Here is a 15,264-nt window from a genome sequence, read left to right as displayed (position 1 = left end):
CAGCTTGCCTTGATCGCGCGGTGGTCATATCGTTTTACCAATCCATTGACCCATTTGCCGGTGCCCCCCAACATGCCCTTTCGCCAGATTCAGCCGGAAAAGCTGTCGACCGCCGTCACCCGGCAGATCGAAAAGCTGATCCTGCGCGGCATCCTGCGCCCCGGGGAACGCCTGCCCGCCGAACGCGACCTTGCTGAAAAACTCGGCGTGTCGCGTCCTTCGGTACGCGAGGCGATTGCCGATCTGTCGGAACGCGGGCTGCTCAACAGCCGTGCCGGGGCGGGGATTTACGTCGCCGATGTGCTCGGCTCGGCCTTTTCCGACGCGCTTGTGAAACTCTTTGCCGCCCATGACGAAGCGGTCTTTGATTACCTATCCTTCCGCCGTGATATGGAGGGGCTGGCCGCATCCCGCGCGGCGCAGCACGGGTCTGACACCGATCTGCAGGTCATCCAGACCCTGTTTGAAAAGATGCAAGCTGCCCATCAGAAACACAACCCGGCGGACGAGGCGCGGCTGGATGCAGATTTCCACCTGTCGATTTTCGAGGCGAGCCATAACGTGGTGATGCTGCACATGATGCGCTCGATGTACCAGCTTCTGCAGCAGGGCGTGTTCTACAACCGCCAGATCATGTTCAAGCAGCGCACCACCCGCGACATGCTGCTGGGCCAGCACCGCGCCATCAACGACGGCATCCAGACCCGCAACCCCGATGCCGCCCGCGCCGCTGTCGAGGCGCATCTGGATTATGTGCAGGCCTGCCTGTCGGACGACCGCAAGGCCGAACAGCACGAAGAAATCGCCCGGCAACGGTTCGAAAGGATCAAGGGGCGAAGCTGAGCTGAAGCGTTTCGACTTTATAGCGTCCCGCCTTTAACCTGAAACAGACCCGTCTCTCTTCACGTTGGAGGCGCAGCCGACAGGCAGCGAACAAGTGATGCGTGTTTAAGGCGCGACGCTTTAAGTTTGAACACAGGTCATATCCCCTCGCGTTCAAATCTCTGATTTGAGACAGCGAAGGACGATCCAAACTTAACTCGCAATGCTGTAAAAGCCGAAAGCTTCAAAGCCGCACACCCTCGGCTCAACGGGAAGAGGGACGCTGCGCCCGGTCACCCCGCCTATTTTGCAAAAGAAAAAGGGCAGGACAGGCGCCCCCGCGTCTTCTCTTTTCAAATACGCCCCCGCCAAAGGCGTCCGGCGCCGCCACAGGGGCAGCGCCGGATTTGACACGGATCAGGCCGCGCGACGCGCCTTCATCAGACCCTTTTCTTTCAGGATCGCGTGGCATTCATCCAGGCTCTTCCAGGCGCGTTCGATCAGCATGTCGATCTCGGGCTTGCTGATCACCAGCGGCGGCGAAATGATCATCCGATCCCCCACATGGCGCATGATCAGATTGTTGGCAAAGCAGCGCTCGCGGCAGATAAAGCCGACGGTGCCTTCATCCGCTTCAAACGCGGCACGGCTGGCCTTGTCCGGGGTCAGCGCGAGGGACCCCATCATGCCGATGATCTTGGCCTCTCCCACCAGTGGGTGATTGGTCAGGCTTTCAAACTTTTCCTTCAGATAGGGGCCGGTATCCTCGCGCACGCGTGTGATGATGCCCTCATCCTCCAGCAGGCGCAGGTTTTCCAGCGCCACGGCGCAGGCGACCGGGTGGCCGGAATAGGTGTAGCCGTGGTTGAATTCGGCATTGCCGATCACCTCTGCCACCTCGTCGCAGACAATCGACCCGCCGATCGGCAGATAGCCCGAGGACAGGCCCTTGGCGATGGTCATGATATGCGGCTTGATCCCCATCGTCTCTGATCCGAACCAGTTGCCGGTGCGCCCAAAGCCACAGATCACCTCATCCGCGATCAGCAGGATGTTGTATGCATCGCAGATCCGCTGGATTTCCGGCCAGTAGGTGCTGGGGGGGATGATCACGCCGCCTGCACCCTGCACGGGTTCAGCGATAAAGGCTGCAACGCGGTCGGCGCCCAGCTCCAGAATCGCCTTTTCCAGATCCTGCGCGCGCGCCAGACCGAAATCCTCGGGCGTCATGTCGCCGCCTTCAGCCCACCAGTTCGGCTGGTCGATGTGGTGAATGTCCGGGATCGGCATACCGCCCTGGGCATGCATCCCCTTCATCCCGCCAAGCGAACCGGACCCGACGGACGAACCGTGATAGGCATTCCAGCGGGAAATGATCACATTCTTGTTCGGCTGACCCTTTTCCTGCCAGTAGGTGCGCACCATCCGCAGGTTGGTGTCATTCGCCTCTGACCCGGAGCCGGCAAAGAAGACGTGGTTCAGATCACCCGGGGCCAGTTCGGCCAGACGGGTGGCCAGCGCAATCGCGGGCACATGGCTGGTCTGAAAGAAGGTGTTGTAGAACGGCAGTTCCAGCATCTGGCGCGCGGCAGCATCGCACAGCTCTTTGCGGCCATAGCCGATATTGACGCACCACAGGCCCGCCATGGCGTCCAGAATGCGGTTGCCGTCGCTGTCGTTCAGCCACACACCCTCGGCCCGGGTGATGATGCGCGCGCCCTTTTCGCCCAGATCTGCGTTATGGGTGAACGGGTGCATGTGGTGTGCTGCGTCCAGCGCCTGCAGTTCTGCGGTGGGCATGTTCGTTGAGATAAGCGTCATGGAATGCGCCTTTCACTGTGAGAGAGGAGTTGGCGCAATAATATGATCAAATTATTTCATGTCAATGGAATCGCCCAACCCGGCAGCGATCTGGCTCATCCCCTGCACCACGTCCCCTTCCATCGCGCGGGCAGCTGCCTCCGAATCGCCTGTTTCCAAGGCATGCAGCAGATCCTTGTGCATATCTGGCAGATTGCGCGTCCCGAACAGACCGCAAACCACCCGGAGCGACGGGCCGAATCGCAGCCACAACCCTTCGACAAGCGCGGTCAGAATCGGCGCATGGGCCATTGCGTTCAGCTGGGCGTGAAAGCGGTGGTTCTCTTCCAGATAGCCGCGCACGTCGCCACGCGCGATGGCACGGTCCAGCCGCCGATCGGTTTCACGCAGAATCGCGATTTGCGTAGGGCTCACCCGCGCCACCGCCATCCGCGCCAATTCAGGCTCCAACGCCTTGCGCGCCACGGTCAGCTGCGCAACTGCCGCAGAATCAAGCACTGGCACGCAGATCCGCCGGTTTCCCAGAAATTCCAGCGCGCCCTCGGCGATCAGGCGACGCAGCGCCTCGCGCACAGGGGTCATCCCGGCACCCAGCTGTTCGGTCAGCCCCTGTATCGTGACCGCCTGTCCCGGCTCCAGTTCACCGAACAGGATCTGCGCCCGCAGGGTCCGATAGACCTGTTCATGGGCCGGAACGCCCGCACCGGTCATCGCCTTTTCCTGCTCTGCCTGCAAATTCATCATTCTCTTTGATCGTCCCCTGCCGATCCCACATTGATCCCGCATCTTGCACGTCTGGGCCTTGCATGAAAACATCCTCCTGTTGCCTTATGGCATGAAGTTTGATCAAATTCGGGAACAAGGGGGCGATTACCCCCCGATCCAACGGGAGAAAATCATGAAAACCTCATTGCTGAGTTTCACCGCGGTACTCGCCCTTACGGCGGCAGCGGCTCATGCCGAAGAAGTCCGCGTTTACAACTGGTCTGATTATATCGACGAATCGCTTCTGGAAAAATTCGAGGCGGAGACCGGGATCGACCTGATCTATGACGTCTTCGACAGCAACGAAGTGCTGGAAACCAAGATGCTGGCCGGTGGTTCGGGCTATGACGTCGTGGTGCCCACAGGATCCTTCCTGCAGCGTCAGATCACGGCAGGCGCGTTTCAGAAACTCGACCCGGAACAGCTGCCCAACCTCAAGAACATGTGGGACGTGATCCAGAAGCGCACCGCAGAGTTCGATCCCGACAACGCCTATTCCATCAACTACATGTGGGGCACCACCGGCATGGGTGTGAACCTTGCCAAGGTACAGGAAGCTCTGGGTGAGGATGCACCGATCGACAGCCTCGATCTGGTCTTCAAGCCCGAGAACATGAAAAAGCTGGCCGCCTGCGGCGTCTATTTCCTCGATGCTCCGACAGAGGTGATCCCGGCCGCACTCAAGTTCATCGGCGAAGACCCGGACAGCAAGGATGCAGATGTCATCGCAAAGACAGAGCCCGTTCTGAAGGCCATTCGCCCCTACATCAGCAAGTTCAACAGCTCGGAATACATCAACGCACTGGCCAATGGCGACATCTGCGTGGCTTTCGGCTGGTCGGGTGACATCCTGCAAGCCCGTGACCGCGCGGCAGAGGCAAACAATGGCGTCGAAATCGCCTTTAACGCGCCCAAGGAAGGCGCGCTGATGTGGTTCGACCAGATGGCGATCCCGGTCGATGCCCCAAACCCCACGGGCGCGCACAAGTTCCTGAACTTCATCATGGACGCGCAGAACATGGCGGCGGCGTCGAACTATGTCTATTACGCCAACGGCAACAAGGCCTCGCAGGAATTCCTGAACGAAGATGTCATCGGTGACACCGCGATCTATCCGGATGCAGCCGCGCTGGACAATCTTTACACCTTCTCGCCCTACGACCCGAAACTGCAGCGCATCGTGACGCGCATGTGGACCGGGATCAAATCCGGCGTCTGAACCCAGCCCAGCGGCCCGCGCCCCAAGCGCGGGCCTTTCTCTTGGTGGATTTGAGCACGACATGAGCCAGACGATCTTTGCCCCCTGGGACGATCCGAACGAAAAACCCCTGATCCAGTTCAAGGGCGTGACCAAGCGATTTGGCGACTTCACCGCCATCGACAATCTCAACATCGACATTTTTGAGCGCGAATTTTTCGCGCTCCTCGGCCCCTCTGGCTGTGGCAAGACCACGCTGATGCGCATGCTGGCCGGTTTCGAAAACCCCACCTCCGGCAGCATCCTTCTAGCCGGGCAGGACATCGTGCCGGTGCCGCCGAACAAACGCGCGGTGAACATGATGTTCCAAAGCTACGCGCTGTTCCCGCATCTGTCGGTCTGGGACAACATCGCCTTTGGCCTGCGCCGCGGCAATGCCTCCAAGGACGAGATTGCAGACCGCGTCGAAGAAATGCTGCGCCTCACCCGTCTCAGCAAATTCGCCAAGCGCAAGCCGCATCAGATCTCGGGTGGGCAACGTCAGCGCGTCGCTCTGGCGCGGTCTCTGGCAAAGGCGCCGAAGCTGCTGCTGCTCGATGAACCGCTCGGCGCTCTGGATGCCAAGCTGCGTCAGGACACCCAGTTCGAACTGATGGACATTCAGGAAAAGACCGGCACCACCTTCGTGATCGTGACCCATGATCAGGAAGAAGCGATGACCGTCGCCTCCCGCGTCGCGGTGATGGACGAGGGCCGCCTCATTCAGGTCGCAACACCTTCTGTCATCTACGAAGCCCCCGAAACCGTCTACGTGGCCGACTTCATCGGCGATGTGAACATCATCGAAGGCACCGCCAGCCAATCCGGCGACAAGGTTGAAATCACCTGGGCCGAGGGCGAGATGCCCATTCGCGGCACCACGGCCAAGACCTTTGCCCCCGGCCAGACCTGCCATTTCGCGATCCGGCCAGAAAAGGTGACCATCACCACCGAACGCCCCGACAGCGCCAACATGCTGCAGGGCCGCGTGATCGACATTGCCTATCTCGGGAACCTGTCGACCTATCACGTCAAACTGCCCAACGGCACGATGATGAAGGCTCAGACCGCCAACACCCGCCGCCTCGCCAATCGCGGCATCACCTGGGAGGATGACGTCTGGCTCTCCTTCACCGACACCGCCGGTGTCCTGCTGGAGCGCTGAGCCATGACCCGGATCCCAGAGGTGACATCATGAATCTGCGGCGCTTTTTCCTGATCGCAGTGCCCTATCTGTGGCTGGGGGCGCTGTTCCTCGTGCCCTTCGTGATCGTGCTCAAGATCGCGCTTTCGGACATCGCCCTGTCGATCCCGCCCTATACCCCGCAACTCGACCTCTCGGCGGGATGGGAGGGCGTGCGCAGCTTCTTCGCCGATCTGGATTTCGAGAATTTCACCTTCCTCACCACCGATGATCTTTATTGGAAGGCCTATCTCAGCTCTCTGCAGATCGCGCTGATCTCGACCTTCGTCACGCTGCTGGTGGGCTATCCCATGGCCTATGGCATGGCGCGCGCGGCCAGCGAATGGCGCCCGACCCTGCTGATGCTGGTGATCCTGCCGTTCTGGACCTCCTTCCTGATCCGGATCTACGCATGGATGGGGATCCTGTCGAACGAGGGGCTGCTGAACCAGTTCCTGCTCTGGACCGGGCTGATCTCGGAACCTCTGACGATCCTCAACACCAACCTCGCGGTCTATATCGGCATCGTCTACGCCTATCTGCCCTTCATGATCCTGCCGATCTATGCGGCGCTGGAAAAGATGGACGACAGCCTGCTAGAGGCGGCCGAGGATCTGGGCTGTTCCCGCGTCACGGCCTTCTGGCTGGTCACGATACCACTGTCGAAAAGCGGCATCATCGCGGGCTGCTTTCTGGTCTTCATCCCGGCGATCGGCGAATTTGTCATCCCGTCGCTGCTGGGCGGGTCGGGCACGCTGATGATCGGCAAGGTCCTGTGGGAGGAGTTCTTCTCAAACCGCGACTGGCCGGTGGCAAGCGCCGTGGCGATCATCCTGCTGCTGATTCTGATCATCCCCATCATCCTGTTCCAGCGCAACGAACAGAAACAGCGCGAGGCCGAGGGATGAGCGCCACCCCAAAATTTTCCCGAAAATTTTGCCAAGAGTTTTCAAAAAACTCTTGGTCGCGCCCCCTGCTGGCGGAGTCCTTCACATGAAACGTTTCTCGTGGTTCAACGCGACAACCCTCACACTCGGGTTCGCCTTTCTCTACCTGCCCATGGTCATCCTCGTGATCTACAGCTTCAATGAATCCAAGCTGGTGACCGTCTGGGCAGGCTTTTCCACCAAATGGTACGGCGAATTGCTGCGGAACCAGGAATTCCTCGACGCAGCCTGGGTCACCCTGCGCGTCGCCGTGTTCAGCTCGACCATCGCCACCATCCTCGGCACCATGGCCGCCACCGTCCTCGTGCGCTCGGGCCGGTTCATGGGGCGCACGCTGTTTTCGGGCATGATCTACGCCCCGCTGGTCATGCCAGAGGTCATCACCGGCCTCTCGCTGCTGCTGCTCTTCATCGGCATCGGCCTGGACCGCGGCGTCTTTACCATCGTGCTGGCCCACACCACCTTCTCCATGTGCTATGTCTCGGTTGTGGTCTCCTCACGCCTCAGCTCCTTTGACCGCTCGCTGGAAGAGGCCGCGCTCGATCTCGGCTGCTCCCCCTTCGCGGCCTTTCGCCTCGTGACCCTGCCGATCATCGCGCCTGCCGTGATCTCGGGCTGGCTGCTGGCCTTCACCCTGTCGCTCGACGATCTGGTCATCGCGAGCTTCACCACCGGCCCCTCAGCCACCACTCTGCCGATCAAGATCTTCTCGGCCGTCCGCCTCGGCGTCTCTCCCGAAATCAACGCACTCTCCACCCTCATGATCGCAATCGTGACCGTGGGCGTGATCACCACGTCTCTCATCACCAAACGCGCCTCCGTGGCGCAGCAGCGCGATGAACAGGCCGCCGCCCGCGCCACATGAAACGTCTTTATGAAACGGCAGCCTATGGCCCGCAACAGGGCTGCTTCTGGGCCGACACCGTGTTGCCCACGCCCTGGCCCACCCTCAACGGCGATATCCAGACCGATGTCGCCATCATCGGCGGCGGCTTCACCGGCCTCTCTGCCGCGTTGCATCTGGCGCAGGACACTGTCCGCGTCACCGTGCTTGAGGCCGAGACACCCGGCTTTGGCGCATCGGGGCGCAACGGCGGCTTCTGCTGTCTTGGCGGCGCCAAGGCTCCGCGCAAACTGCTTCAAAAGCGCTATGGCACTCAGGGCCTCGCCGACTGGCGCGCCACCGAAAAGGCGGCCATCGATACGGTCACCACCCTGCTCAGAACACATTGCATCGACGCAGACACCCACAGCCAGGGCGAAACCCTGATCGCCCACACCCCGCGCGCCATGGCCTCACTGCGCGCGAGCGTTGAGGAGATCCGGACAGATTACGCCGTCACACCCCAGGTCATCGAAAAGACAGCCCTGCGCGAAAACGGTCTCGCCGGGCCCTTTCACGGCGCCCTCACCATCCCGCTCGGCTTTGCGCTCAACCCGCGGAAATATCATGCCGGTCTGGCACAGGCCGCGCAGAGCGCCGGCGCGCAGCTCTACGCCCAAACCCCCGTCACCAGACTGACCCAGCAGGGCGGCAAGACCCGCCTGACCACCCCAAACGGCACCATCACCGCCGACAGGGTCATCCTCGCCACCAACGGCTATTCCTCCGAGGATGTCCCCGACTGGCTGCGCGCCCGCTATCTGCCCGTGCAGTCCAGTGTCATCGTCACCCGCCCGCTCACCCTGTCAGAGCGTGAGGCGCAGGGCTGGACCAGCGATCAGATGGCCTATGACACCCGCACCCTGCTGCACTATTTCCGCAAGCTGCCCGACAACCGCTTCCTCTTCGGCATGCGCGGCGGGCTGCGCGCCACTCAGGGCGCCGAGGCCGCGATCCGCCGCAAGATCCGCCGCGATTTCAACGCCATGTTCCCCGCGTGGCGAGAGGTCGAGATCACCCATGACTGGTCCGGACTGGTCTGCATCATGTCCAACCTTACGCCCTTTGCCGGGCCGGTGCCGGAACTGCCCGGCGTATTCGCAGGCATGGGCTATCACGGAAATGGCGTCGCCATGGGCAGCCACACGGGCCGCATCCTCGCCGCCATCGTCCAGGGCAAAACGCCAGACACGCCCTATCCGCAGGCGATGCGCCAGCCCCCGGGCCGCTTCCCCCTCGGCCGCTTCCGCCGCGCCCTTCTGGCTCCGGCCTATGCCACCGCCAGCCTTCTCGACAGCTAACCCCCCGCATTGGACGTGAATCGCCTCTCGGCGCCCCGCCTCACCTGTCCAAAAATATCCCGGGGGAGTCGCCAGAGGCGACGGGGGCAGCGCCCCCACACAACACCCGCCGAACGCTCAGCCCTGCGGGGTCAGCGCCGCCTTGGCGCGCCCGCGCCGCAGGCCCAGCTGACGCTCGCGCCAGATGATCAGCACACCGGCCGCAATCACGATCACAGCCCCGATCAGCATGGTGCCCGTCGGCACCTCTTCAAAGACCACGTAGCCGATCAGCAGCGCAAAGATCATCGAGGCATATTCGAACGGCGCCAGCAGCGCCGCCTCAGAATAGCGATAGGCCGCAGTCAGCAGGATCTGCGCCAGCCCGCCGATCAGCCCTGCCGCCACCAGCATCACCGCCTCGGGCGCAGTCGGCATCACCCAGCCAAAGGGCAGGGTCAGCAGGGACAGCACCGTCGCCGTCAGCGAAAAATAGAACACGATGGCCGAGGTCTGCTCGCTCGCCACCAGCCGTCGGATCTGGATCTGGGCCAGCGCGCGCAACACGCTCGACACAAGGATCAGCGTGACGCCGATGGCCGCTGCGCGGTCCACATCCGCCAGCGTCAACCGGGGCCAGAGGATCACCATCACGCCAACCAGCCCGATAAACACCGCCGTCATCCGAAACGCCCGCAGCCGCTCACCCAGCAAGGCCGCCGCCAGCAGCACGGTCAGCAGAGGAGAGACATAGCCGATGGCCGTCACCTCGGGCAGCGGCAGCAGACCGAGGGCGGCAAAACCCGTCCCCATCGACGCCACACCCGCAATTCCGCGCAAGACATGCCCCATCGGGCTTTTCGCACGGAACCCTGTCGACAGATCGTGGCGCATCATCAGCCAGCCGACAATAACGGGCATCGCAAAGAACGACCGGAAAAACACCGCCTCGCCCGCCGGAATGCGGGCCGCCGTGGCCTTGATCAGCGCCGCCATGATGATGAACAAGAGAACGGAAAGCAGTTTTAGCACAACGCCGCGAAACGGGGACATGGGGCATCCTGTCTGGAAGGGCTTGGGGCATGTTGCGCACAACTCTCTTCAGGGGACCCCCTGAACGCGACATGCCGCAGTCCTGCACATACCCGCCCCCGAAGGTCAACCACGGCAACCCCGCCCGCAGCGAACCCGGGGAAAGCGTGCAACAGTCCCAGACTCCGCGCAGGACTTTATTGTGTTACCTTGCTCCTGGCCAGCCCGGCCTCGGCGCCGACCGGCGCCTGTTTCGGGCTGTCCGCGCGCACCTGTGCCTGCAGCGCCTGCAACATCTCGGGCCCGCGCCCCTCAAGGATCACGCTGCCCTGCGGCACATAGAGCGCGACGCTGACCAGCCGTCCGCCCTGCACAAAGGCACCGCGCCAATACCGCGCATCCCCGCCGTCAAACATGCTGTCCCCGCCCCGGCCCAGCAACGCCAGCGACAGCCCGCCGCCCTTGCGCCCCTCGATCATGGGTTCAGAGGCCGCCGTCGCCAGGTCCTGCGGTTCCGGCACATCCCCGCCGGACCCCAGTGCCCCCACCGTGACCGAGATCAGCACCGGCGGGACCATCCCGCCCGACGCGCCACCCGACAGGATGCGGCAACTGGCCAGCAGTGCAAAACTCTGGTCCGACCCGACGCGCAGCGTTTCGGGATCAATGCAATATCCCGCAGGCCCTGACAGGCGGATATCGCCCCCCGCCAGCGCCGCCCGCTTCAGCGGTGCGGGAGCTGCGCCGTTTTCCAGAAAACCGCGCACGGTGCCCCCGCCATTGGGCACGCCTGCCGCACAGCCCGCCACCCAGAGGCAGGCCAACACCGCAACGCCAAGGACCCCGCGCATCATCTTCACAGATCCATATAGATGTGTTTTTCGGCCGCGGCCCCCGGATGGGTCACCGCGCCCTTGTAAGTCTCGCCCACAAGCTGCGCATATTTCCACAAGGCGCCGCTGGCATAGATCGTCTCGCGCGGGCCCGCCCAGCTTTTGCGCCGTTCGGCCAGTACATCCTCGCTCAGATCCACCGACAGCACACCACGCACAGCGTCCAGCGTGATGATGTCACCATCTTTCAGCAGGGCAATCGGGCCCCCCAGCGCCGCCTCTGGTCCCACATGTCCGACGCAGAAACCGCGCGTCGCGCCGGAAAAACGCCCGTCAGTGATCAGCGCGACCTTCTTGCCCATGCCCTGCCCCGACAGCGCCGCCGTGGTTGCCAGCATCTCGCGCATACCCGGGCCACCTGCGGGACCTTCGTTGCGGATGACCAGAACCTCGCCTTCCTTGTAGCTGCGCGCCTTCACCGCCTCGAACGCATCCTCTTCGCATTCGAACACGCGCGCCGGACCGCTGAAAACCTGCTCTTCCGGGCTCATGCCCGCAACCTTCACGATCGCCCCGCTGGGCGCGAGGTTGCCCTTGAGGCCCACAACACCGCCGCTCTTTGTGATCGGGTTTGCAACCGTGTGGATCACGCGGCCATCGGCCTCGCCCTGGATCTTGTCCAGCTCTTCGCCAAGGCTGTAGCCGCTTGCGGTCATGCAATCCTCGTGCAGCAGACCGGCCTTGCGCAACTCCTTCAGTACGACCGGCACGCCGCCCGCCTCGTACAGATCCTTGGCCACAAACTGGCCACCGGGCTTGAGGTCGACAAAATACGGCGTGTCGCGGAAAATCTCGCAGACATCATCAAGGAAGAAATCGATGCCCGCCTCATGGGCAATCGCGGGCAGATGCAGACCGGCATTGGTCGACCCGCCGGTGCAGGCCACAACCCGCGCCGCATTCTCAAGCGATTGACGCGTCACCACATCCCGCGCGCGGATGTTCTTTTCCAACAGATCCATCACCGCGACGCCAGAGGCCGTGCCATACTGATCGCGACTTTCATAAGGGGCCGGTGCGCCGGACGAATTCATCAGCGCAAGACCAATGGCCTCGGACACGCAGGCCATCGTGTTGGCGGTGAACTGACCGCCGCAGGCGCCCGCAGAAGGGCAAGCCACACGTTCCAGAATTTCCAGCGCGGCGTCGCTCAGCGTGCCGTTCTGATGGCGGCCAACCGCCTCGAACATATCCTGCACCGTCAGATCGCGCGATGCGAAATCCGCAGGCACATCCGCCCCGGCCGGCACCTTGCCCGGCAGGATGGAGCCGCCATAGACAAAGACCGACGGCACGTTCAGCCGCACCATCGCCATCATCATGCCCGGCAGCGACTTGTCGCACCCTGCAAGACCGACCAGCGCATCATAACAATGGCCGCGCATGGTCAGCTCGACCGAGTCGGCAATCGCCTCGCGGCTGGCAAGAGAAGAGCGCATGCCCTCATGCCCCATGGCGATCCCGTCCGTGACGGTGATCGTGGTGAATTCGCGCGGGCTGCCAAAGGCCTCCCGGACGCCCAGCTTCACGGCCTGCGCCTGACGGTTCAGCGAGATATTGCAGGGGGCCGCCTCGTTCCAGCAGGTCGCGACACCCACCAGCGGCTGGTGAATCTCTTCTTCGGTCATGCCCATGGCATAGTAATAGGACCGGTGCGGCGCGCGCGCGGCGCCTTCAGTCACATGACGGCTGGGCAGTCTGGATTTGTCAAACGAACGCTTGATCATGGCTGGGCCTCCCTGAAGAACGCAGTTATAGCACCCCGCCTTTGACCTGAAACACACTCATCGCTTTTCGCGTTGGGGGCGCAGCCAACAGGCCGCGAACAAGCGAGTAAAGGTTAAGGCGGGACGCTTTAGCCTCCCGAATACCGAAGCCCCCCTTGCTTCACAAGGCGGATTGCTTGTCTGCGCACGCCGCCGCCACCACCCAAGAGTTTTCAGAAAACTCTTGGCAAAACTTTTCAGAAAAGTTTTGGGCCGCGCACAGTCCCGCCAGTTGCCCAGCCAGTTGCATTGCAATTCCCCCGCCACGGCCTTAAATCTGCCGCAGAAACGATGCCCTGGGATAGTGCCGCACATGAACTGGATCGCCAACTACGTCCGCCCCCGGATCAACTCGATCTTCTCGCGCCGCGAGGTCCCCGAGAATCTTTGGACCAAATGCGATGAATGCGGCACGATGCTGTTCCACCGCGAGCTGTCGGATAATCTCAACGTCTGCACCAACTGCGGCCACCACATGGCCATCACCCCGCGCGACCGCTTCACCGCGCTGTTCGACGCCGGCAATTTCGCCGAAGTTGCGGTGCCCGAGGCGATTGCCGATCCCCTGCAGTTCCGCGACCAGAAGAAATACCCCGACCGCATGCGCGCCGCGCAGAAATCCACCGGCGAGAAAGAGGCGATGCTCGTCGCGCTTGGTGAAATCGGCCAGACGCCGATCGTGGCCGCCGCACAGGATTTCTCCTTCATGGGCGGCTCCATGGGCATGTATGTCGGCAATGCCATCGTGAAGGCCGCGCAAGAGGCCGTGCGCCTCAAGCGCCCGCTGATCCTGTTTTCCGCCGCCGGTGGCGCGCGCATGCAGGAAGGCATCCTGTCGCTGATGCAGATGCCCCGCTCGACCGTCGCGATCCAGATGCTGCGTGAGGCGAACCTGCCTTATATCGTCGTGCTCACCCATCCAACCACCGGGGGCGTCACCGCGTCCTATGCCATGCTGGGCGATGTGCAGATCGCCGAACCCAATGCGCTGATCTGCTTTGCCGGTCCCCGCGTCATCGAACAGACCATCCGCGAAAAGCTGCCCGAAGGCTTCCAGCGCGCCGAATACCTGCTGGAACACGGCATGCTTGACCGCGTGACCGACCGGAACAAGATGCGGGACGAACTGATTTCGATCACCCGCATGCTCATGCAACTGCCGCCCCCGGTCAAAGGCCACCTTGCGCCGCCCGATGACATGGCGCCCCCGCTGGTCGATGATCTCGTGCCCCCCGCTCCGGCGGATGAGAAGCCCGCCAAGAAATGAGCGCGTCTTCCGACCACATCCTGTCGCGGATGATGGCGCTGCACCCCAAGATCATCGATCTGACCCTGGACCGCGTCTGGCGCCTGCTGGCCGCACTCGATCATCCCGAACGCAAACTGCCCCCGGTGATCCATCTGGCCGGCACCAATGGCAAGGGGTCGACTCAGGCGATGATCCTCGCCGGGCTTGAGGCTTCGGGCAAGCGCGTGCATGCCTATACCTCACCCCACCTTGCGCGGTTTCACGAACGCATCCGCCTTGCCGGTGATCTGATCACCGAGGAGGATCTGACCGAGATCCTTGATGAATGTTACGCGGCCAACGGCACGGATCCGATCACCTATTTCGAAATCACCACCTGCGCCGCCCTGCTGGCCTTTGCCCGCACCCCGGCGGATTACATCCTGCTGGAAACCGGCCTTGGCGGACGGCTGGACGCCACAAACGTGATCGAAACCCCCGCGCTGACGATCCTGACACCCATCTCGATGGATCACGAAAGCTATCTGGGCGACACCCTGCCCAAAATCGCCGCCGAAAAGGCCGGCATCCTGAAACGCCGCGTGCCCTGCGTCACCGCGCAACAGGACGACGCCGCGCTTGAGGTGATCGAGGCCACCGCCGCCCGCCTTGGCGCACCGCTGCTGGCCTATGGCCAACAATGGCACGTTGGCCGCGAAGGTGACCGGCTGGTCTATCAGGATGAAACCGGCCTGCTCGACCTGCCGCTGCCCAACCTGCCCGGCCAGCACCAGTACATGAACGCCGGTGCCGCCCTCGCCGCCCTGCGCTTTCTTGGCGTGGATGCCGATGCCTGCGAGGCGGCAGTCACCAAAGCGGTCTGGCCCGCCCGCATGCAGCGCCTGCGCCACGGTCCGCTGTTCGACATCGCCCCGCATGCCGAGCTCTGGCTCGACGGCGGTCACAATCCGGCAGCGGGCGACGCCCTCGCCCAGCACCTCGCCAGCCTGCCCAAACGCCCCACGCACCTGATCTGCGGCATGCTCAACACCAAGGATGTGCGCGGCTACATGACCCCGCTGGCGCAGGTGGCCGACAGCCTCACCGCCGTGTCGATCCCGGACGAGGTCAACACCCTGCCCGCCGAAACCACCGCAGAGATCGCGGCACAGGTCGGCCTGCCCGCACAAGCGGCCGCCTCGGTGGCCGAGGCGCTGCAGGCCATCGTCGCACAGGATCCGGCCCCGCGCATCCTGATCTGCGGATCGCTCTACCTTGCCGGTCATATTTTGCGCAGCAACGGCTGACTCTCCCCCGACAGGGATTTCGCTGCTGGATCAAAGCCCTGAACACGCAACAGCCAAGATACTACATCTGTGCGGCTTTCGCCTGCTCATCCATAATTGT

Annotated in this window: 13 protein-coding genes; 8 read left to right on the top strand and 5 right to left on the bottom strand. The window is 62.8% G+C overall.

Translation table 11 applies throughout. The features are described from left to right. The first annotated feature begins 72 nt into the window (after positions 1-72). On the top strand, positions 73-843 hold the full coding sequence (locus tag P775_RS03025) for an FCD domain-containing protein (RefSeq protein ID WP_099909616.1): 771 nt from the start codon (positions 73-75) through the stop codon (positions 841-843). A 396-nt stretch (positions 844-1,239) separates the two neighbouring features. Here the strand turns inward: P775_RS03025 and P775_RS03020 are convergent, their stop codons facing one another. Next, positions 1,240-2,643, bottom strand: coding sequence for an aspartate aminotransferase family protein (locus P775_RS03020; protein WP_099909574.1), 1,404 nt, complete (start codon positions 2,641-2,643; stop codon positions 1,240-1,242). 51 nt (positions 2,644-2,694) lie between these two features. Beyond that, positions 2,695-3,387 (bottom strand): GntR family transcriptional regulator, encoded by a 693-nt coding sequence (locus P775_RS03015; protein WP_099909573.1) that lies wholly within the window; start codon positions 3,385-3,387, stop codon positions 2,695-2,697. 154 nt (positions 3,388-3,541) lie between these two features. Here P775_RS03015 and P775_RS03010 point away from each other — a divergent pair, with 154 nt between their 5' ends. From P775_RS03010 to P775_RS02990, 5 genes are all read left to right on the top strand, one after another. Further along, positions 3,542-4,627: a polyamine ABC transporter substrate-binding protein gene (locus P775_RS03010; protein ID WP_099909615.1), complete on the top strand. Its 1,086-nt coding sequence runs from the start codon at positions 3,542-3,544 to the stop codon at positions 4,625-4,627. 61 nt (positions 4,628-4,688) lie between these two features. Beyond that, positions 4,689-5,810, top strand: coding sequence for an ABC transporter ATP-binding protein (locus tag P775_RS03005; protein WP_099909572.1), 1,122 nt, complete (start codon positions 4,689-4,691; stop codon positions 5,808-5,810). Between the two features lie 35 nt (positions 5,811-5,845). Beyond that, positions 5,846-6,736 (top strand): ABC transporter permease subunit, encoded by an 891-nt coding sequence (locus P775_RS03000; RefSeq protein WP_099909614.1) that lies wholly within the window; start codon positions 5,846-5,848, stop codon positions 6,734-6,736. 85 nt (positions 6,737-6,821) lie between these two features. Beyond that, positions 6,822-7,640, top strand: coding sequence for an ABC transporter permease (locus P775_RS02995; RefSeq protein ID WP_099909571.1), 819 nt, complete (start codon positions 6,822-6,824; stop codon positions 7,638-7,640). Beyond that, positions 7,637-8,959: an NAD(P)/FAD-dependent oxidoreductase gene (locus tag P775_RS02990; protein WP_099909570.1), complete on the top strand. Its 1,323-nt coding sequence runs from the start codon at positions 7,637-7,639 to the stop codon at positions 8,957-8,959. Before P775_RS02995 ends, P775_RS02990 begins: the two co-directional genes overlap by 4 nt. A 117-nt stretch (positions 8,960-9,076) precedes the next feature. Here P775_RS02990 and P775_RS02985 read toward each other — a convergent pair whose 3' ends face one another. The 3 genes from P775_RS02985 to ilvD all read right to left on the bottom strand — a co-directional run bounded on the left by P775_RS02985 (position 9,077) and on the right by ilvD (position 12,590). Next, positions 9,077-9,991, bottom strand: a complete 915-nt coding sequence (locus P775_RS02985) for a DMT family transporter (protein ID WP_099909569.1) — start codon at positions 9,989-9,991, stop codon at positions 9,077-9,079. 176 nt (positions 9,992-10,167) lie between these two features. Beyond that, positions 10,168-10,824, bottom strand: a complete 657-nt coding sequence (locus tag P775_RS02980; protein ID WP_099909568.1) for a dihydroxy-acid dehydratase — start codon at positions 10,822-10,824, stop codon at positions 10,168-10,170. Positions 10,825-10,826: 2 nt separating this feature from the next. Then, positions 10,827-12,590 (bottom strand): dihydroxy-acid dehydratase, encoded by a 1,764-nt coding sequence (gene ilvD, locus P775_RS02975; protein WP_099909567.1) that lies wholly within the window; start codon positions 12,588-12,590, stop codon positions 10,827-10,829. A gap of 352 nt (positions 12,591-12,942) precedes the next feature. Between ilvD and accD the strand changes: the two genes are divergently transcribed. Further along, entirely contained in the window at positions 12,943-13,896 is a 954-nt protein-coding gene (gene accD / locus P775_RS02970; RefSeq protein WP_099909566.1) for an acetyl-CoA carboxylase, carboxyltransferase subunit beta, read from the top strand. Then, positions 13,893-15,164, top strand: coding sequence for a bifunctional folylpolyglutamate synthase/dihydrofolate synthase (locus P775_RS02965; RefSeq protein ID WP_099909565.1), 1,272 nt, complete (start codon positions 13,893-13,895; stop codon positions 15,162-15,164). Before accD ends, P775_RS02965 begins: the two co-directional genes overlap by 4 nt. Positions 15,165-15,264: the final 100 nt, after the last annotated feature.

The organism is Puniceibacterium antarcticum (assembly GCF_002760615.1).
Taxonomy (GTDB): domain Bacteria; phylum Pseudomonadota; class Alphaproteobacteria; order Rhodobacterales; family Rhodobacteraceae; genus Puniceibacterium; species Puniceibacterium antarcticum.
This window is presented reverse-complemented; position numbering and strand designations above follow the sequence as displayed.

Coding starts and splice junctions, on each gene's coding strand:
- P775_RS03025 (WP_099909616.1), top strand. CDS start 73: ATGCCCTTTCGCCAGATTCAGCCGGAAAAGCTGTCGACCGCCGTCACC.
- P775_RS03020 (WP_099909574.1), bottom strand. CDS start 2,643: ATGACGCTTATCTCAACGAACATGCCCACCGCAGAACTGCAGGCGCTG.
- P775_RS03015 (WP_099909573.1), bottom strand. CDS start 3,387: ATGATGAATTTGCAGGCAGAGCAGGAAAAGGCGATGACCGGTGCGGGC.
- P775_RS03010 (WP_099909615.1), top strand. CDS start 3,542: ATGAAAACCTCATTGCTGAGTTTCACCGCGGTACTCGCCCTTACGGCG.
- P775_RS03005 (WP_099909572.1), top strand. CDS start 4,689: ATGAGCCAGACGATCTTTGCCCCCTGGGACGATCCGAACGAAAAACCC.
- P775_RS02995 (WP_099909571.1), top strand. CDS start 6,822: ATGAAACGTTTCTCGTGGTTCAACGCGACAACCCTCACACTCGGGTTC.
- P775_RS02990 (WP_099909570.1), top strand. CDS start 7,637: ATGAAACGTCTTTATGAAACGGCAGCCTATGGCCCGCAACAGGGCTGC.
- P775_RS02985 (WP_099909569.1), bottom strand. CDS start 9,991: ATGTCCCCGTTTCGCGGCGTTGTGCTAAAACTGCTTTCCGTTCTCTTG.
- P775_RS02980 (WP_099909568.1), bottom strand. CDS start 10,824: ATGATGCGCGGGGTCCTTGGCGTTGCGGTGTTGGCCTGCCTCTGGGTG.
- ilvD (WP_099909567.1), bottom strand. CDS start 12,590: ATGATCAAGCGTTCGTTTGACAAATCCAGACTGCCCAGCCGTCATGTG.
- accD (WP_099909566.1), top strand. CDS start 12,943: ATGAACTGGATCGCCAACTACGTCCGCCCCCGGATCAACTCGATCTTC.
- P775_RS02965 (WP_099909565.1), top strand. CDS start 13,893: ATGAGCGCGTCTTCCGACCACATCCTGTCGCGGATGATGGCGCTGCAC.